The organism is Streptomyces sp. V3I7 (assembly GCF_030817495.1).
Taxonomy (GTDB): Bacteria; Actinomycetota; Actinomycetes; order Streptomycetales; family Streptomycetaceae; genus Streptomyces.
The window spans coordinates 3,082,825-3,099,684 of record NZ_JAUSZK010000001.1 but is presented as its reverse complement, the minus strand read 5'-3'; the positions used below and the strand labels follow the sequence as shown (position 1 = coordinate 3,099,684).

Here is a 16,860-nt window from a genome sequence, read left to right as displayed (position 1 = left end):
ATGTCCCGCCGCACCGAGTACTACGACGACCCCGCAGCGCCGACACCGAACTCGCTGGTGGTCGCGGCCTCGGCGGTCGTCATCGATGACGAGGGCCGCATTCTGCTCCAGCGCCGCCGGGACAACGATCTGTGGGCGCTGCCGGGTGGTTGCATGGAGATGACCGATTCCCTGCCCGGCACGGCGGTACGCGAAGTGAAGGAGGAGACCGGCCTGGACGTCGAGATCACCGGGCTGGTCGGGACGTACACGGACCCACGCCATGTGATCGCCTACAGCGACGGCGAAGTGCGCCGCCAGTTCAACGTGTGCTTCCGCGCCCGCGTGACCGGCGGCGAACTCACCATCTCGGACGAGTCGACAGAGCTGCGCTGGGTCGACCCGAGCGAGCTGGAGAAGCTGCCCATGCACCACACTCAACGGCTCCGGCTGCAGCATGCTTTGGGGGACCGGGAAGCGCCGTACCTCGGCTGACACTGGGCACGCCTACTGGCGGCGGCGATTGGCTCAGGAACACGGGAAGCGCCAACACCGGGCCGGCTTCACGGCTCCGCTCGGGGCGCCGCTCCTGCCTTCGGCCCGCTCCGCCCGGGCTATGCCGACGCCCGCCCACATATGGACAAGCCTCGGTGGCATGAGCCGACCACATGCCGTCGGAGCCGAGGGGTGACGCGCAGGCGGCCCTCGGCGCGGATCCGCTTGGCCTCGCCACGACGTCGCGCCAGGCGGCCGTGACGTGGAAGCGGAAGTCGGGTTCGGTCGCGGCCGTCACCAGCAGGTCGGAGAACAGCGCGGGGGCCTTCTTTGCCCACGGCGGTGCGTCGCCGCTGTCGTCGTCCGAGGAGTCTTCGTCGGAGTCGTCGTCGCTGTCGTCGGCGAAGGGGTTGTCGTCCTTGGCAGCCGTGACGTGACAACAGGGCCTGGTCGGGCCGCTCGACGAGAATCTGGGCCAGCTCGGGGTAGTCGGCGGCCGCCATCTGCTCCATGGCCGCAGTGGTGATGGGCGCCGGGCGGAGCTGGGAGGCGGTGTATCGGCCGACTGTTTAGGACGACCTCGTACTCTACGGAGCCGGGGAAGGGGCCGTCCTCGACATGTTTGACCGCGCTGGTGAAGCCGTCGATGGTCTGGACTCGCTGCTCGGCTTGTAGTCCCAGTAGTCCTCGGAGCGCACTGCGAGACGCTGCACGCCCAGGGCCCGGTGCTCCAGGCGCGCGCCGCGCTCGATCCTGCTGCTCACAAGCGCCTCCGCATACGGACGAATTCCTTCAGTCCTTGCGGTAGTTCGCAGATGTAGCGACAGCATGCGCCAGGGGGTGAATCCCCCATATGATGAGCGCGCCTGCCAGAGATTTTCACATTTTCTTCACTGGGGGAGCGTGTCCCACCAAGGCGCAACCCGGGGCGAGTTGGTCATTTGAGGCTCGTTCCCGCGAAACCGTACTGAGCAGCCGTCGAGCTGCATAGGGGAGGGATTGATCATGTACGGAAAGGGCACTCTTGCTGCCACCGGCGTCGGCCTGACTTTCCTGGGCTACCAGTTCTCGCTCAGCATGCTTGCTGCCGGAGTGGTTCTCCTGCTGGTGGTGGGCCTCTGGATCTACCGTGCGGCCAACCGGGCCAAGCGGTACAGCCCCGGCCACTACAACCTCGCTGTGGGGAACGGGGGCGCATCTGTGGGCCGGAACGCTGGGGCTCAGGGCGAGTCGTATGCCGACTAGGGCGCTTCGGCGGTTGGTGCAGAGCGCGGCGACCGTGGTGGTGATGGCGGGAGTGGCCTACTGGGCCGCTTCCGCCCGCTCCTTCAAGGACGTCTCGGGGCTCTTCCTCGGCGTCTACTACGTCCTTCTGACCCTGGCCGTGCTGGCCTACATGGCCCTCGCTGCCTTCCCTGTGCGCTCTCGCTTTCGGCGGGCGGTGAAGGGCCGAGTCCTCGCGGTCATCCCCTCGTTCAACGAGACGGACGAGGCCGTCCATGCGACCGTCCACTCGCTTCTCAACCAGAAGCGGAGGCCCGACTACATCCACGTTGTCGATGACGGGTCTCAGACGCCGCTCCGGGGGTTCTCTCACCCCTTGGTCACCTGGCACCGGCAGAAGAACGGCGGCAAGCGGGCCGCTCAGGTCACCGCGTTGTGTGCGGCGGTCGGCATGCGGCAGGAGTTCGAGTACATCCTCACTGTCGACTCCGACTCGGAGCTGGAGCCGGACGCGCTGTGGCTGATGCTCCGGGAGATGAATAAGCGCCGGGTCATGGCCTGCACCGGCATCGTGCTGGTCCGCAACCGCAGCGAGTCCATTCTGGCCCGGCTGGCAGACGTGAACCTCTTCATCTTCTGCTATCTCAGCCGGGGCCTGCGATCTGCGATCGGGGTCGTCAACCCTACCTCCGGGGCCCTCTCTCTGTACCGAACGCCGGTGATCATGGACAATCTGGACCACTACTTGTCCGGTGGCACCGACGGCGACGACCGTCAGCTGTGCGACTACGCGCTCATGCGCGGCAAGGTGGTTTCCGTTCCCGGTGCATACGTGATCACGGACATGCCGTCCACGATCACGAGTGCCTACAAGCAGCGCAGGCGCTGGGGGAAGTCCGGCTGGCGGTTCATCCCCTGGGAGCTGATCAACCTCGACGGCGGGCCGCTCGTGACGCGGGTCATCGAGATCTGTACCGAGGTCCTTCTGCCCATCCTGTACATCGGCGTCGGGGTCACCATCTGGCGCAGCGACACGTGGGCAGTAGTGCCTCAGCTCTTCGCCACGGCGTCCGTCTTCCTTCTGGCGGAGCTGCTGTTCTACGCGGCACTGCGTCCCGGGCTCAAGACGTGGGAGCGCGCGACGGCGCCGCTGCTGGTCCCGCTCTACGCGCTGATGATGTTCTTCATCGTCTATCCGGCGAAGTACTGGTCCATCACCAAGGTCCGGCAGAAGGCCAAAGAGGGGGAGAATGACTGGGGTACCCGGGGCCACCAGGCTGGGCCTGCCGAGAACGCGGCCGCCGTCAGCGAGCCGATGCACGTCAAGACGTTCGATGCTCTTGATGAGTCGACCCTGATGATCCAGCAGTACAGGAATCCGGTCTCCTCGCCGCGCTGAAGCTCTCCGCCCCGGGACCCGCCCCTCCTGGGGCGGAGCTATGTCCGGACTCAGCGGGACGAGAAGTGCGTCAGTGCCGATCCGGTACAGGTGCAAGATGTTCCGGGCGGCGTTCCAGTCGGCGTTCGCCTGGAAGCCGCAGCCGGTGGTTCTTGCATACGAACGTGGCCTGGTCTTCCCGGCTGTCCGGCGTGGTGAGGCCGCATGCCGAGCAGCGCCGGGAGGTGCCCGGGGGCTGGGACTTTGACCAGGACACCGCCGAGCCGTTCCAGTTTGTACGCCAGCATCGCGACCGTGCGCCCCCATGCCTCCTGGCTGATGGAGCGGTTGAGACCGGCCTTCTGCTTGACGTTCGCCCCTGGCTCTTCGACGGTGCCCTTGGCGGACTTGACCATGTTCGTGATGGTGAGTGCTTCGACCACCACGGTGCCGTAGGTGCGGGCAAGGTTGGTGGTGGTCTGGTGCTGCCAGTCAAGGGCGCGGCGCGTGGCTTTTGCGCGGAGCTGCAGGTGGCGAAGAAGGCTGCGGCTCGGCGGAGGAAGCCTGCGCAGGTGTCGGCTTTCTCGTCCGGGTGGATCTCGCTGTAGGCGAGGCGGCTGTGGTCGTCGACGGCGGAGTGGACGTAGTCGAAGCCCATGCTGCTGCGTCGGGCACGGCCTGCCTGGCGGCCCAGGATGCGGTGCACGGTCGAGGCGGGCATGCCCAGGGCGGGGCCGATGCGGGCCGGGCCGAGCTTGCGGGCCTGACGCAGTTGGCACACGTGGGCCTCCACCATCGCGGGCGTGCGGTGGGGTGTCGTCCGCGGCCTGCTGGAACGGTCGTGCAGGCCCGACTCGCCCTCAGTCCGCCAGCGGCGGACCCACTTGTGAGCCGTGGCCCGCGAGATGCCCATCTCCGCCGCGACATGCGCAACGGGGCGACCTACGCGGACACGTTCAACGAGAAGCCGTCTGCCGTGAACGGTCAGCCGGGCATTACGGTGGGACACGAAGACCTCCGTGCGGTGCAGTCCTAGACAGCTCCACCACACCGGAGGTCTTCGCCATGATCAAGCCCTGCGAGTGTCAACAACGCTCGTGATCAATACATCTAGAGGCGCTCGACGTGCGGGGCGCGCTCCATGACCCCGCGGGTGTCGAGGACGTACGCCGCCTCGGAGGCGACCCGCGCGAGGTCGAACTCGCCGTGCGACGTGAGCAGGACGACCGCGTCGAAGTCGGCGACGCTCACGGCGGCCCCGGTCCTGGTGTCAGCCTCGACTCCAGTGCCGGCCTCGGTGTCAGCCCCGGCCCGGGTGTCAGCCCCGACACCGGTGTCGGCCCCGGTCCCGGCGGAGAAGGGGATGCTCGTACTGCCGCCGTCGGACAGATAGGGGTCGACGACGGTGACGTCCGCTCCCATCGCGCGCAGCCGGTCGATGACCTGGACGGCCGGCGACTGGCGGGCGTCCGCGGTGCCCGGCTTGTAGGCGGCGCCGAGGGCGAGGATGCGAGCCCCGTGCACACTGCGCCGGAAGCGGCGGTTGAGCGCGTCCTGGAGCCGGCGCACCACGTAGTCGGGCTGGCTCTCGTTGATGTCCTGGGCCAGTTCGATGAGCCGGAACGTCTGGCCGTGCCGCGCCTTGACGTGGTGGCTGAGGTAGACGGGGTCGATGGGGAGGCAGTGGCCGCCCACGCCGGGTCCCGGCAGGAACTTGGCGAAGCCGAACGGCTTGGTCGCCGCCAGGTCCAGCGTGTGCCACACGTCCACGCCGAGGGTGTGCGCCATCCGGGAGAGCTCGTTGACCAGCGCGATGTTGACGTGCCGGTAGGTGTTCTCGAACACCTTGGCCAGCTCCGCCTCCTCCAACCCCGAAGCAGGGACGGTCACTTCGGTGACGGAGTCGTAGAAGGCCTTCACCCGTGCCAGACACGACTCGGTGAGCCCGGCGACGATCTTCGGGGTGTTCTCCAGCGTCCAGGCGGAGTTGCCCGGGTCGATGCGCTCGGGGCTGAACCCGACGTGGAAGTCCCGTCCGGCGACGAGGCCCGAGCCCTGCTCCAGCAGCGGGATGAGGACGTCTCGCGTGGTCCCGGGGTACGTGGTCGACTCCAGCACCACGGTCGCGCCCGGCTCCAGCAGTGCCCCCAGCAGCTCGCCGGCCTCCCGTACGCAGCTGAGGTCCGGGGCGCGGTCGGTCAGCGGGGTCGGCACCGTGATGACCGCGACGTCGAAGCCCTTGAGGTCCCGTGGGTCCGACGTCGGGATATAGGCGCCCGAACTCAGTGCGTCACGCAGGCGGTTGGAGCCGATGTCCTCGATGTACGACGATCCGGCGGCCAGCGACTCGCAGCGCCGGCGGTCGGGTTCGTAACCGGTCACGGTGTGTCCGGCTGCGGCGGCCCTCAGGGCCAGGGGCAGGCCGACATAGCCCTGCCCGAGCACACAGATGCGCATGAAGTTTTCCTCACCTCTAGCCGGCCCGCGGACCTGCGCGGGCCGGGAAACGGCGCCCCTGAAGTACGGCTGCCTGTTCCTGAAGCAGTCAGCCGTGGCGTCGGGTGGTGCAGAAGTGGTGCAAGACGCGGTGCAAGAAGTGGTGCGAGAAAGAGTGGGGAGTGGTGCGCCGGGACGACCCCCCGTCGGGTCGCGGCGCGTACTCCCGTTGAGCCACCGCGTGTTACCGGTGCGTCCGGGCCCCCCGCCCGAACGTGCGTGAAGCGCACCTGTAGATCTTCACAAGTCCCCCTCATTTGTGGACCTCAAGAGTTCAACAAGGAGTCGACGCATGGAGCCCTTGTTATGAAGTCGATACTTTTCAGTCTTCTGTGAGGTCCAAGGCGTGCCGTGATGCACCGTCAGGCGTGACGAGTCTGCGGCGGGCACGGATCGATCTTCACAATCCCCCCTCCTTGTGCCCGCCAAGACTTCAGCGATTTCCTGGCAAGTGGAAGGGGCGTTCCGTCATCGCGCGGTAGTGAAGGAAGCACTTCGGTGGTGCAGCGCGCCTCAGCGCGCGCCCCCTGGTAATGGTCAGACGATCAGTGACACCTCGTGGATCTCGTCCGCCCGGTGCCCCGCGCGTTCGTGGATCCGCTGGACCGCTTCGGCCGAGGGGGCCTCGGAGAGGCAGTAGACCTCGCCGGAGGCGGGGTCCGCCCAGGCTCGCTCGAAGTGCACGTGCTCGTCTTCCTCTATGGCGAGGTCGGCGTTGTGGGCCTCCAGCAGCTGGTCGGCGGTGATGCCCTTCATTCCGTGGTGCACGTCCATGAACTGGGCCATGGCGTCGCACCTCCTTCCTGCCGATCCCCCTTTCTTCCATGGTGCGCCCGACCTCACGTGCCGGGCGAACGCCGTAGGGCCCCGGTGATCCAACTCGGATCCCGGGGCCCTACGGCGTCGGCGTCGGCGTCGGCTCGGCGTATTGAGTGGCTGGGCTGTCAGCCGCACTGGCAGGGGTTGCCCTGCTGGCATCCGCAGGTGCAGCCCGAGCCGCAGCCGCACGCGCCGATGAGCGGGAGGCTCGTGATCTCGGCGGGCTGCTCGGTCTCGCGGTCCCGCGTGGGGTCGGGCGTCGTGCTGGGGGATTCGGCCATGGGTCCCTCCTGGAGGACTGAGGCATCAGGCATGAGGCATGACGGCATGACTAAGGGCGCCTGGTGCCTTCGCCCATTGCATGCCCGTTTCCCCGGGCGCATCAACGGCGCACGGAGGCGCCGGGCACGCCGGGAACGCCGACGGCGTGCGGAACCCTGGCCTCCGGGCCCACCCGGCCGTCGCCCGAGGCCCACCCCGCCGTCGCCCGAGGCCCACCCCGCCGTCGCCCGAGGCCCACCCGGCCACCGGCCCGAGGGCGCGCCCGGGCCCGGTGCGAGGCCGAGCACGGGAACGGCACCGGTACGTCGAGGGCCACCCGGCCACAGCTACGACGCCGGCACCGATACGAGGAGGGCCGCCCGCCCGGCCACCGGCCCAAGGGTCCACCGGCCACCGGCCCAAGGGTCCACCGGGCACCGGCCCAAGGGTCCACCGGGCACCGGCCCAAGGGTCCACCGGGCACCGGTTACGAGGGCCCCCCGGGCACCCGCACGAGTGCCACCCGGCCACCGCTACGAGACCGGCACCAGCATGAGGCCGGCCCCGCTACCCACAGGGCCGGAGCACAGTACGAAGCCGACCCCCGGCGGGGACTACGCCCCCTCCACCCCCGTAACCGGCTGGATGTCCTGCTGGAGTTCGTCCGCGTGTTCGCCGGTCACCAGGTAGACGACGCGCTTGGCGACCGCCACCGCGTGGTCGGCGTAGCGCTCGTAGTAGCGGCCGAGCAGGGTGACGTCGACGGCGGTCTCGATGCCGTGCTTCCAGCGGTCGTCCATCAGGTGCTGGAAGAGGGTGCGGTGGAGGCGGTCCATCTCGTCGTCGTCCTGCTCCAGCTGGAGCGCGAGGTCGACGTCCTTCGTGATGATCACCTCGGCCGCCTTCGCCATCAGGCGCTGCGCGAGCTGGCCCATCTCCAGGATGGTGGCGTGCAGGTCGTGCGGAACCGCGCGCGCGGGGAAGCGCAGGCGCGCGAGCTTCGCGACGTGCTGGGCCAGGTCGCCGGAGCGCTCCAGATCGGCCGACATGCGCAGCGACGTGACGACGATCCGCAGGTCGGTGGCCACCGGCTGCTGGCGGGCCAGCAGAGCTATCGCCCGCGCCTCCAGGTCGTGCTGGATCTCGTCGACCCTCTGGTCCGCCTCGATGACGCTCTCCGCCAGCTTGAGGTCGGCGTCGAGGATCGCCGTCGTGGCGCGCCCGATCGCCGAGCCGACCAGCCGGGCCATCTCCACCAGGCCGTCGCCGATCGAGTCCAGTTCCTCGTGGTACGCGTCCCGCATCAGGGTTCCTCTCGTACGAGTTCTCTCGGGGTTCCGGGGTTCCGCGGTCGCGGGCCGAGCCCGCGGCGCAACCGGTGCTGCGAACCCCACGCTCCCACGCTGCGGCCCCTACACGTCGGCTTCCGCCACCCCGAGTGAACCGGTGCTGGCATGACGGTGAACTCTGGGCGACGAGTGTTCGAGCTCGCATCCCGATGGCTGTGACCAGGGTGGAGCCCATGCCTAACCTTGAACCATGGACGTGAACGCGGCGGTCGCCGCAGCGGCTGCGATCGCCGGGGTGCTCACCGGCGTCATCGCCATGCTGGCGTTCCGCTGGAGCGAGCGGGAGCAGAAGCGCCCCACGCGCACCTCCCTCCACACGGACGCGGTGCTTCCGCCCGGCGTGGACACCGTGCTGTCGGTGCTGCGCTCCTCCGCCGTCGTCCTCGACGAGGCCGACACCGTGATCAAGGCGAGCTCCGCCGCGTACGCCATCGGGCTGGTCCGGGGCGGCAAGCTCGCCGTCGAGCCCATGCTCCAGATGGCCCGCGACACCCGGCGCGACGGCGAGATACGCCAGGTCGAGCTGGATCTGCCCCGGCGGGGCAGCGGACGGGGCGAGGCACTCGCCGTCTCCGCGCGCGTCGCCCCGCTCGGCTCGCGGCTCGTCCTCCTCCTGGTCGAGGACCTCACCGAGGCCCGCCGCATCGAGGCGGTACGCCGCGACTTCGTCGCGAACGTGAGCCATGAGCTGAAGACCCCCGTCGGCGCGCTCTCCCTGCTGTCCGAGGCCGTCATGGACGCTTCCGACGACCCGGAGGCCGTCGAGCGCTTCGCCGGGCGCATGCAGATCGAGGCCACCCGCCTGACCAACCTGGTCCAGGAACTTATCGACCTCTCCCGGGTGCAGAACGACGATCCGCTGGAGGACGCCGAGCCGGTCCGCGTCGACAAGCTGGTCGCCGAGGCCATCGACCGCTGCCGGCACCAGGCGGGCACCAAGCAGATCACCATGGCCTCGAATCTCTGGGCGCCCGAAGGGCTCGATCAGGGTGGTGGCGGGCGACGGGCGGGCGGCACCTCCGAGCTGTACGTCTGGGGCAACCGCGGCCAGCTCGCCGCCGCCCTCGGCAACCTGGTCGAGAACGCCGTCAACTACTCCCCGGCCCACACCCGGGTGGGCATCGCCGCCCGTCGGGTCACCGCGCCGGGTGGTGACATGATCGAGCTCGCCGTGACCGACCAGGGCATCGGCATCTCCGACAAGGACAAGGAGCGCATCTTCGAGCGCTTCTACCGCGTCGACCCGGCCCGCTCCCGCGCCACCGGCGGAACCGGCCTGGGCCTCGCGATCGTCAAGCACGTGGTCGCCTCGCACGGCGGGGAGGTCACGGTGTGGAGCGCCGAGAACCAGGGCTCCACCTTCACCCTGCGACTCCCGGAGGCGGGTGCGGCCCGAGACCGCGCCCAGCAGCACCCCGGCCTCGACGAAGAGGACGACCGGTCCCCCTCCGCATCACCCGAAGAACCCCCCGAATCAAACGCGTGCGAAACGCTTCCTTCCCCGGAGGTCCTTCCGTGACCCGAGTGCTCGTCGTCGAGGACGAGGAATCCTTCTCCGACGCCCTGTCGTACATGCTCCGCAAGGAAGGCTTCGAAGTCGCCGTGGCGACCACGGGCCCCGACGGACTCGACGAGTTCGAGCGCAACGGCGCCGACCTCGTCCTCCTCGACCTGATGCTGCCGGGGCTGCCCGGTACCGAGGTCTGCCGCCAGCTGCGCGGCCGCTCCAACGTCCCGGTGATCATGGTCACCGCCAAGGACAGCGAGATCGACAAGGTCGTCGGCCTGGAGATAGGAGCCGACGACTACGTCACCAAGCCGTTCTCCTCGCGCGAGCTGGTCGCGCGCATCCGCGCCGTGCTGCGCCGCCGCGGCGAGCCGGAGGAGGTCACCCCGGCCGCCCTGGAGGCGGGCCCGGTCCGCATGGACGTCGACCGGCACGTGGTCACCGTCTCCGGCTCCAAGGTCGACCTGCCGCTGAAGGAGTTCGACCTGCTGGAGATGCTGCTGCGCAACGCGGGCCGCGTGCTGACCCGTATGCAGCTCATCGACCGCGTCTGGGGCGCCGACTACGTCGGTGACACCAAGACGCTGGACGTCCACGTCAAGCGGCTGCGCGCCAAGATCGAGCCCGACCCGGGCGCGCCGCGCTACCTGGTGACGGTCCGCGGCCTCGGCTACAAGTTCGAGCCGTAGGCCGCGGGCGGGTAGTCGGCGGGCGGGTAGTCAGGCGGTACGGCGAAGGGCGGCATCCCCGAGGGGAAGCCGCCCTTCCGCGTGTTTCCGTACGCCGGTACGCCCGCTGGTACGCGTACGCCGGTACGCCTGCTGGTACGCCCGCTCGTGCGCGTACGCCGGTACGACGCGACGTGCGCGTACGCCGGTACGACGCGACGTGCGCGTACGCCGGTACGACGCGACGCGCGCCGTGGCTCAGTGCTTGGCGGACGCGGAGGCCGAGTCGCTCGGGGTGGCCGCGGCCTTGGAGGCGGCGTCGGACGGCTTGGCGCTGCCGCTCGCGCCCGGCTTGGCGCCCGGCTTCGCGCCCGGCTTCGCGCCCGCGTCCTCGGTCGCCGAGGCGGCGGCCGGCGCCGACGGGACCTGGCTCGGGCCCCACGAGCTGAAGTAGCTCACGGCCGGCACGACGAAGGCGCGCAGGCTCACGTCACCGGTGCTGCTCAGGGTGAAGGTGATCTTCTGGGCGTTGCCGTTGGCGACCGAGGCCTGGCTGTTGTCCAGCGTGGCGGAGGCGTTGTCCTTGCCGCCGAGGATCAGCGAGCCGTGGGCCGGGACGGTCAGGGACCGGCCCTTGGCGGGGGAGAGCTTGACCGGCTCGTTGACGCCGTCGACCTTGATCGACTCCAGGGTCTGGTCCTTGTTGCCGTTGTTGAAGAGGGTCGCCGAGATGACGGCCGGGCCGTTGGCCTCGGCGTCGGGCTGGGTGACGACGACGGCGTTCTGGATCTTGACGTCGCCGACGCTCGTGGCCGCGTTGTCCGGCTTGATCTCCAGGGTCTGGGAGTCGTTGCCGGCGCCACACGCGGAGAGCGAGGCGATCGAGAACACGATGGCGGAGGCGGCGAGGGCGCCGCGTCGAAGGCTGCTGCTCACGGCGGCGGCAACTCCTTGATCGCAGGGGCGACCCCTGATAAAGCCGCCCTAGGTGTCTGTCAGCGGCCTCAGGTTACCGACCGACTCCCGCGCCGCCGCACCCGACCCTCCCCAGGCGGGGGGCTTCCGCCCGGAAGCGGCCGGCCGTCGCGGACCTCGTCTTCCACTGGTGACTCACGAGTCACTTTGGAACTGACTCCGGAGTCACAATCTCGCTGCCGTTCGTCCGGCATTCACATAAGACGGCTCGTGGCGGCTTGCAACACCCTGTGCAAAACGTGCGGGAAGGAATGCGCGATCACCCCGGATATTGATCACCCGCCGGTTCCGGCGAGCCCTCGTGATCAATTCCGGATTCCCCTCGCACCCGGCGCCGGACGCCGAACGGAGTAGCGGAAGTCGCACGCCTGGAACCGGACAAATGGGGGTGTTCGGTCACTCGGAGAGGGCTTCCGGGGCGTGTTGCCCGAGCGTTTCGGTGCCCTCGGAGAGTGGCTCCGACCTGCGAATACCTGGTTCCGCTGCCCTTGCGCAGCACGTTCCTGTTGCTGTTGTCAAGCCCCGAGATATGCCCTGACCTGCGAAAACGCCATTCAGAAGACGGCGTATCCGTGTTACCCTGGATAGCCACGGAAGGGGTACCTGTCACATGACGTTCAAGGTTGGCGACACCGTGGTCTATCCCCATCACGGGGCCGCGCTGATCGAGGCCATCGAAACTCGCCAGATCAAAGGCGTGGACAAGACCTACTTGGTGCTGAAGGTCGCCCAAGGTGACCTGACGGTACGTGTGCCAGCGGACAATGCGGAGTTCGTCGGCGTGCGTGATGTGGTCGGTCAGGACGGGCTGGACCGGGTCTTCGAGGTGCTGCGCGCGCCGTACGCCGAGGAGCCCACGAACTGGTCGCGCCGCTACAAGGCAAATCTGGAGAAGCTCGCCTCCGGCGATGTCATCAAGGTCGCGGAAGTCGTGCGTGACCTGTGGCGTCGCGAGCGCGAGCGCGGACTGTCCGCCGGTGAGAAGCGCATGCTCGCCAAGGCCCGCCAGATCCTGGTGAGCGAGCTCGCCCTCGCGGAGAACACCAACGAGGACAAGGCCGAGGCCCTGCTCGACGAGGTACTCGCGTCCTGACGCCCAGCAGGCGACGCCTGCTCGGCTCTGCACACTGAATGCCGCGGTGCCCGATGACACTTTCCCTGTCGCCGGGCGCTGCGGCATGTTCGCGTCCCCGGAGATGCCTGCCCCACCCGCTGGTGGATATGCGTGCCGACCTGGATATGAACGTGTGTGACAGCAGTGCCTGGATGTCGTACGCCCCCGATACTTGGCGTGCCGGGCCCGGGCAGTCGGCTCGACCGGTGTCACGGAAGGGTCCGGTCAAGGCGTCGCGCCCGGCACTCCTCCAGGCCATACCCACGTCGGCCGAGCACACAAACCTGACAGGAACCGATGTCTGACGATTCGCGCCCTTCGCCCGCACCGTCCCAGGTCGCGGCCGTGATCCCGGCCGCCGGCCGAGGCGTACGCCTCGGACCGGGCGCCCCCAAGGCGCTCCGCACCCTGAACGGCACGCCCATGCTCGTCCACGCGGTGCGCGCGCTCGCCGCGTCCCGCGCCGTCTCCCTGGTCGTCGTCGTGGCCCCGCCCGACGGCGCCCCCGAGGTCAAGTCGCTGCTCGACGCGCACGCGCTGCCCGAACGTACGGACTTCGTGGTCGTCCCGGGCGGCGAGTCCCGCCAGGAGTCGGTGAAGCTCGGCCTCGACGCCGTGCCGCCCGCCTGCGACATCGTCCTCGTGCACGACGCCGCCCGCCCGCTGGTCCCGGTGGACACCGTCGACGCGGTGATCGAGGCGGTCCGGGCCGGCGCCCCGGCCGTCGTCCCCGCGCTGCCGCTGGCCGACACGGTCAAGGAGGTCGAGCCCGCGGCGGAGCCCGGCGCCCCGGAACCGGTCGTGGCCACGCCCGAGCGGGCCCGGCTGCGCGCGGTCCAGACACCGCAGGGCTTCGACCGCCGGACCCTGGTGCGCGCGCACGAGACCGTCACCGACGACGTCACCGACGACGCGAGCATGATCGAGCAGCTCGGTCTGCCCGTCGTGGCCGTCCCCGGCCACGAGGAGGCCTTCAAGGTGACGCGCCCGCTGGACCTGATCCTCGCCGAGGCGGTCCTGGCCCGCAGGAGGATCACCGATGGCTTCTGAGCAACTGCCCCATCTGCCCCAGGTGGGCATCGGCACCGACATCCACGCCTTCGAGGAGGGCCGGGAGCTGTGGTGCGCCGGCCTGAAGTGGGAGGGAGCGGGCCCGGGGCTGGCCGGCCACTCCGACGCGGACGTCGTCGCGCACGCCGCGTGCAACGCGCTGTTCTCCGCCGCCGGCCTCGGCGACCTCGGGCAGCACTTCGGCACCGGCCGCCCCGAGTGGTCCGGCGCCTCCGGCGTCACGCTGCTGACCGAGGCGGCGCGCATCGTGCGCGAGGCCGGCTTCCGGATCGGCAACGTCGCGGTCCAGGTCGTCGGCCCCCGCCCCAAGATCGGCAAGCGCCGGGACGAGGCCCAGAAGATCCTGTCGGAGGCGGCCGGGGCCCCGGTCTCCGTCTCCGGCGCCACGACGGACGGGCTCGGCTTCCCGGGCCGCGACGAAGGACTGATGGCCATCGCCACCGCGCTCGTGGTGCGTGTGAGCTGAGGGCGTGCGAGGGTACCCGCAGAGCGACGTGTGACGCACGACCCGTGACCGAGCTCCGGAGGTACCCCTCATGTCCGCCGCCCTGTCCGACCGGCTGAAGTCCCTGCTCGACACCCCTGTCTTCGTCGTTATCGGCACCGTCCAGCCCGACGGCAGCCCGCAGCTGTCCCCGGTGTGGGTGAAACGGGACGGCGACGACCTGCTCGTCTCGACCACGGTCGACCGGCGCAAGAAGAAGAACCTGGACCGCGACGCACGCGTGAGCGTCGTGGTCCAGGACCCGGCCTCGCCCTACGAGTACGCGGAGATCCGCGGCACCGTGGAGCAGACCACGCAGGGCGCGGAGGAGCTGATCCAAGAGCTCTCGCGGAAGTACACCGGCAAGAAGTACGCCGACTTCAACCCCGCCGCGGTCCACGACGCGGAGCGCGTCGTCCTGCGCATCAGCCCCGAGAAGGTCATCGGGAACCTCTGACGCCTTCTGACCCCACGTATCGGGGTATGGGCGCTGAGGCACTGCCCCGCGCCCACTACCCTGGTGTGGTGACTATTCGCCTGTACGACACCAGCGCCCGGCAGATCCGTGACTTCTCCCCGCTCAAGCCGGGCTGTGTCTCGATCTACCTGTGTGGCGCCACCGTGCAGGCGGCCCCGCACATCGGGCACATCCGCTCCGGTCTGAACTTCGACATCATGCGCCGCTGGTTCGCGTACCGCGGCTACGACGTCACGTTCATCCGCAACGTCACCGACATCGACGACAAGATCATCGTCAAGGCCGCCGAGCAGAACCGGCCCTGGTGGTCGATCGGGTACGAGAACGAGCGCGCGTTCAACGACGCCTACGCGGCGCTGGGCTGCCTGCCGCCGACGTACGAGCCGCGGGCCACCGGGCACATCACCGAGATGGTCGAGATGATGCGGGGCCTCATCGAGCGCGGCCACGCCTACGCGGCGGACGGCAACGTCTACTTCGACGTGCGCTCCTTCCCCGGCTACCTCCAGCTGTCCCGGCAGGAGCTGGACAACCTGCTCCAGCCCTCCGGCGAGGGCGAGACCGGCAAGCGGGACCCGCGCGACTTCGCCATGTGGAAGTCCGCCAAGCCCGGCGAGCCGACCTGGCCGACCCCGTGGGGCCCCGGACGCCCGGGCTGGCACCTGGAGTGCTCCGCGATGGCCCACAAGTACCTGGGCTCCGCGTTCGACATCCACGGCGGCGGCCTCGACCTGGTCTTCCCGCACCACGAGAACGAGATCGCCCAGGCCAAGGCCTTCGGCGACGACTTCGCCCAGTACTGGGTGCACAACGCCTGGGTGACCATGGCCGGCGACAAGATGTCCAAGTCGCTCGGCAACTCGGTGCTCGTCTCCGAGATGGTCAAGCAGTGGCGCCCGATCGTGCTGCGCTACTACCTCGGCACCCCGCACTACCGGTCGATGATCGAGTACAGCGAGGAGTCGCTGCGCGAGGCCGAGTCGGCGTTCGCGCGGATCGAGGGCTTCGTGCAGCGCGCGACCGAGATGGCCGGCCGGACCGTCGAGCCCGCCACCGAGGTCCCGCCCGCCTTCGCCGAGGCCATGGACGACGACCTCGGCGTCCCGCAGGCGATGGCCGTGATCCACACGACCGTCCGGCAGGGCAACTCGGCGCTCGCCGCCGACGACAAGGAAGCCGCCGTCGCCCGACTGGCCGAGGTGCGGGCCATGCTCGGCGTCCTCGGCCTCGACCCGCTCGACGCCCAGTGGGCCGCCGAGGGCGGCGAGAGCAGCGAGGACCTGCACGGCGTCGTCGACAGCCTCGTCCGTCTCGTCCTCGACCAGCGCGAGTCCGCCCGGACCCGCAAGGACTGGGCGACCGCGGACGCCATCCGCGACCAGCTCGGACAGTCCGGCCTCGTGATCGAGGACAGCCCGCAGGGACCGCGCTGGAGCCTGGGTCAGCGCTAGGCAACACCAAGATCGACTGTGCCGCCCGGCCCTCCGGGCGGCACACTGCATACATACGTACGAACAGCTCACAGGGGCAGGTAACTCATGGCCGCAGGCAAGCGCCGCATGTCCGGCAAGAAGGGCGCACAGGTCGGCAGTGGCGGCCAGCGGCGCCGGGGGCTGGAGGGCAAGGGTCCGACCCCGCCCGCCGAGATGCGCAAGGGGCACAAGAAGAACCGCATCGCGTCCGCCAAGGCCAAGCAGGTGCAGCGCCGACCCATGGCGCGTGGCCGGGGCGGCAAGTCCACGTCCGAGCTGGTCGTCGGCCGTAACCCCGTGGTCGAGGCGCTGCGCGAGGGCGTGCCCGCCTCCACGCTGTACGTCCAGCAGTTCATCGACAACGACGAGCGGGTGCGCGAGGCGCTCCAGCTCGTCGCCGAGCGCGGCGGCATCAACCTCATGGAGGCCCCGCGCCCCGAGCTCGACCGCATGACCAACGGGCTCAACCACCAGGGCCTGGTCCTCCAGGTCCCGCCGTACGAGTACGCCCACCCCGAGGACCTCACCGGCGCCGCCTACGACGAGGGCGAGGACCCGCTGATCGTCGCCCTCGACGGCGTCACCGACCCGCGCAACCTCGGCGCCGTCGTCCGCTCCGTCTCCGCCTTCGGCGGCCACGGCGTCGTCGTGCCCGAGCGGCGCGCGGCCGGCATGACCGCGGGCGCCTGGAAGACGTCCGCCGGTGCGGCCGCCCGTACGCCCGTCGCCCGCGCCACCAACCTGACGCGCGCCCTGGAGGCGTACAAGAAGGAGGGCGTCACCGTCGTCGGTCTCGCCGCCGACGGAGAGTCCGAGGTCCAGGACCTTCAGGCCCTGGAGGGTCCCGTCGTCATCGTCGTCGGCAGCGAGGGCAAGGGCCTGTCCCGACTGGTCGGCGAGACCTGCGACCACCGCGTGCGCATCCCGATGCCGGGCGGCGCCGAGTCGCTCAACGCCGGTGTGGCCGCGGGCATCGTGCTGTACGAGGCGGCGCGCCGACGCGGCTGAACGGACGTGCGTACGTTCCCCCGTACAGGGTGATTCAGGCGTCCTGGGTTTCTTTGACGCGGTCCGGACACATCCGGCCGGG

The 16,860-nt window shown here is 69.7% G+C and carries 17 protein-coding genes and 2 pseudogenes; 12 read left to right on the top strand and 7 right to left on the bottom strand.

Going from position 1 to position 16,860, the window contains the following annotated elements:
• The 4 genes from QFZ74_RS14325 to QFZ74_RS14310 all read left to right on the top strand — a co-directional run bounded on the left by QFZ74_RS14325 (nt 1) and on the right by QFZ74_RS14310 (nt 3,097).
• Nucleotides 1–474, top strand: a complete 474-nt coding sequence (locus tag QFZ74_RS14325; RefSeq protein ID WP_307621210.1) for an NUDIX domain-containing protein — start codon at nt 1–3, stop codon at nt 472–474.
• A 173-nt stretch (nt 475–647) separates the two neighbouring features.
• Nucleotides 648–911: a hypothetical protein gene (locus QFZ74_RS14320; protein ID WP_307621209.1), complete on the top strand. Its 264-nt coding sequence runs from the start codon at nt 648–650 to the stop codon at nt 909–911.
• A gap of 568 nt (nt 912–1,479) precedes the next feature.
• The gene (locus QFZ74_RS14315) at nt 1,480–1,719 is read left to right on the top strand and encodes a hypothetical protein (protein WP_307621208.1); all 240 of its coding nucleotides are present in this window, start codon (nt 1,480–1,482) and stop codon (nt 1,717–1,719) included.
• A 43-nt stretch (nt 1,720–1,762) separates the two neighbouring features.
• Entirely contained in the window at nt 1,763–3,097 is a 1,335-nt protein-coding gene (locus QFZ74_RS14310; RefSeq protein ID WP_307621207.1) for a glycosyltransferase, read from the top strand.
• Between the two features lie 75 nt (nt 3,098–3,172).
• On the opposite strand, the pseudogene QFZ74_RS14305 reads toward QFZ74_RS14310, so the two are convergent.
• From QFZ74_RS14305 to phoU, 6 genes and pseudogenes are all read right to left on the bottom strand, one after another.
• A pseudogene (locus QFZ74_RS14305) lies at nt 3,173–3,603 on the bottom strand (RNA-guided endonuclease InsQ/TnpB family protein); the annotation flags it as partial.
• 5 nt (nt 3,604–3,608) lie between these two features.
• Nucleotides 3,609–4,085 (bottom strand): annotated as a pseudogene (locus tag QFZ74_RS14300) (leucine zipper domain-containing protein); the annotation flags it as partial.
• 101 nt (nt 4,086–4,186) lie between these two features.
• On the bottom strand, nt 4,187–5,533 hold the full coding sequence (locus tag QFZ74_RS14295; RefSeq protein ID WP_307621206.1) for a nucleotide sugar dehydrogenase: 1,347 nt from the start codon (nt 5,531–5,533) through the stop codon (nt 4,187–4,189).
• A gap of 576 nt (nt 5,534–6,109) precedes the next feature.
• On the bottom strand, nt 6,110–6,358 hold the full coding sequence (locus tag QFZ74_RS14290; RefSeq protein ID WP_307621205.1) for an SCO4226 family nickel-binding protein: 249 nt from the start codon (nt 6,356–6,358) through the stop codon (nt 6,110–6,112).
• Nucleotides 6,359–6,516: 158 nt separating this feature from the next.
• Nucleotides 6,517–6,672, bottom strand: a complete 156-nt coding sequence (locus tag QFZ74_RS14285; protein WP_307621204.1) for a hypothetical protein — start codon at nt 6,670–6,672, stop codon at nt 6,517–6,519.
• Nucleotides 6,673–7,266: 594 nt separating this feature from the next.
• Nucleotides 7,267–7,956, bottom strand: a complete 690-nt coding sequence (gene phoU / locus QFZ74_RS14280; RefSeq protein WP_307621203.1) for a phosphate signaling complex protein PhoU — start codon at nt 7,954–7,956, stop codon at nt 7,267–7,269.
• Nucleotides 7,957–8,191: 235 nt separating this feature from the next.
• Between phoU and QFZ74_RS14275 the strand changes: the two genes are divergently transcribed.
• Both QFZ74_RS14275 and QFZ74_RS14270 read left to right on the top strand, forming a co-directional pair.
• A complete protein-coding gene (locus QFZ74_RS14275) occupies nt 8,192–9,520 on the top strand; it encodes a cell wall metabolism sensor histidine kinase WalK (protein WP_307621202.1) in 1,329 nt (442 codons plus the stop codon).
• Nucleotides 9,517–10,197 (top strand): response regulator transcription factor, encoded by a 681-nt coding sequence (locus tag QFZ74_RS14270; protein ID WP_015659563.1) that lies wholly within the window; start codon nt 9,517–9,519, stop codon nt 10,195–10,197. Before QFZ74_RS14275 ends, QFZ74_RS14270 begins: the two co-directional genes overlap by 4 nt.
• Before the next feature lie 237 nt (nt 10,198–10,434).
• Here the strand turns inward: QFZ74_RS14270 and QFZ74_RS14265 are convergent, their stop codons facing one another.
• Complete coding sequence (locus QFZ74_RS14265) at nt 10,435–11,112, bottom strand: DUF461 domain-containing protein (RefSeq protein WP_307621201.1); 678 nt, start codon at nt 11,110–11,112, stop codon at nt 10,435–10,437.
• Between the two features lie 649 nt (nt 11,113–11,761).
• Between QFZ74_RS14265 and QFZ74_RS14260 the strand changes: the two genes are divergently transcribed.
• From QFZ74_RS14260 to rlmB, 6 genes are all read left to right on the top strand, one after another.
• The gene (locus tag QFZ74_RS14260; protein ID WP_003953493.1) at nt 11,762–12,244 is read left to right on the top strand and encodes a CarD family transcriptional regulator; all 483 of its coding nucleotides are present in this window, start codon (nt 11,762–11,764) and stop codon (nt 12,242–12,244) included.
• Nucleotides 12,245–12,562: 318 nt separating this feature from the next.
• Nucleotides 12,563–13,315, top strand: a complete 753-nt coding sequence (gene ispD / locus QFZ74_RS14255) for a 2-C-methyl-D-erythritol 4-phosphate cytidylyltransferase (protein ID WP_307621200.1) — start codon at nt 12,563–12,565, stop codon at nt 13,313–13,315.
• Nucleotides 13,305–13,802, top strand: coding sequence for a 2-C-methyl-D-erythritol 2,4-cyclodiphosphate synthase (gene ispF, locus QFZ74_RS14250; protein ID WP_307621199.1), 498 nt, complete (start codon nt 13,305–13,307; stop codon nt 13,800–13,802). Before ispD ends, ispF begins: the two co-directional genes overlap by 11 nt.
• A gap of 70 nt (nt 13,803–13,872) precedes the next feature.
• Entirely contained in the window at nt 13,873–14,277 is a 405-nt protein-coding gene (locus tag QFZ74_RS14245; RefSeq protein ID WP_307621198.1) for a PPOX class F420-dependent oxidoreductase, read from the top strand.
• 68 nt (nt 14,278–14,345) lie between these two features.
• On the top strand, nt 14,346–15,749 hold the full coding sequence (gene cysS, locus QFZ74_RS14240) for a cysteine--tRNA ligase (protein ID WP_307621197.1): 1,404 nt from the start codon (nt 14,346–14,348) through the stop codon (nt 15,747–15,749).
• An 87-nt stretch (nt 15,750–15,836) separates the two neighbouring features.
• A complete protein-coding gene (gene rlmB / locus QFZ74_RS14235; protein ID WP_307621196.1) occupies nt 15,837–16,778 on the top strand; it encodes a 23S rRNA (guanosine(2251)-2'-O)-methyltransferase RlmB in 942 nt (313 codons plus the stop codon).
• Nucleotides 16,779–16,860 lie beyond the last annotated feature (82 nt).

Bases quoted from the DNA above. Each gene is read 5' to 3' on its own strand.
- QFZ74_RS14325 (WP_307621210.1), top strand. From the start codon at position 1: ATGTCCCGCCGCACCGAGTACTACGACGACCCCGCAGCGCCGACACCG.
- QFZ74_RS14320 (WP_307621209.1), top strand. From the start codon at position 648: ATGCCGTCGGAGCCGAGGGGTGACGCGCAGGCGGCCCTCGGCGCGGAT.
- QFZ74_RS14315 (WP_307621208.1), top strand. From the start codon at position 1,480: ATGTACGGAAAGGGCACTCTTGCTGCCACCGGCGTCGGCCTGACTTTC.
- QFZ74_RS14310 (WP_307621207.1), top strand. From the start codon at position 1,763: ATGGCGGGAGTGGCCTACTGGGCCGCTTCCGCCCGCTCCTTCAAGGAC.
- QFZ74_RS14295 (WP_307621206.1), bottom strand. From the start codon at position 5,533: ATGCGCATCTGTGTGCTCGGGCAGGGCTATGTCGGCCTGCCCCTGGCC.
- QFZ74_RS14290 (WP_307621205.1), bottom strand. From the start codon at position 6,358: ATGGCCCAGTTCATGGACGTGCACCACGGAATGAAGGGCATCACCGCC.
- QFZ74_RS14285 (WP_307621204.1), bottom strand. From the start codon at position 6,672: ATGGCCGAATCCCCCAGCACGACGCCCGACCCCACGCGGGACCGCGAG.
- phoU (WP_307621203.1), bottom strand. From the start codon at position 7,956: ATGCGGGACGCGTACCACGAGGAACTGGACTCGATCGGCGACGGCCTG.
- QFZ74_RS14275 (WP_307621202.1), top strand. From the start codon at position 8,192: ATGGACGTGAACGCGGCGGTCGCCGCAGCGGCTGCGATCGCCGGGGTG.
- QFZ74_RS14260 (WP_003953493.1), top strand. From the start codon at position 11,762: ATGACGTTCAAGGTTGGCGACACCGTGGTCTATCCCCATCACGGGGCC.
- ispD (WP_307621200.1), top strand. From the start codon at position 12,563: ATGTCTGACGATTCGCGCCCTTCGCCCGCACCGTCCCAGGTCGCGGCC.
- ispF (WP_307621199.1), top strand. From the start codon at position 13,305: ATGGCTTCTGAGCAACTGCCCCATCTGCCCCAGGTGGGCATCGGCACC.
- QFZ74_RS14245 (WP_307621198.1), top strand. From the start codon at position 13,873: ATGTCCGCCGCCCTGTCCGACCGGCTGAAGTCCCTGCTCGACACCCCT.
- rlmB (WP_307621196.1), top strand. From the start codon at position 15,837: ATGGCCGCAGGCAAGCGCCGCATGTCCGGCAAGAAGGGCGCACAGGTC.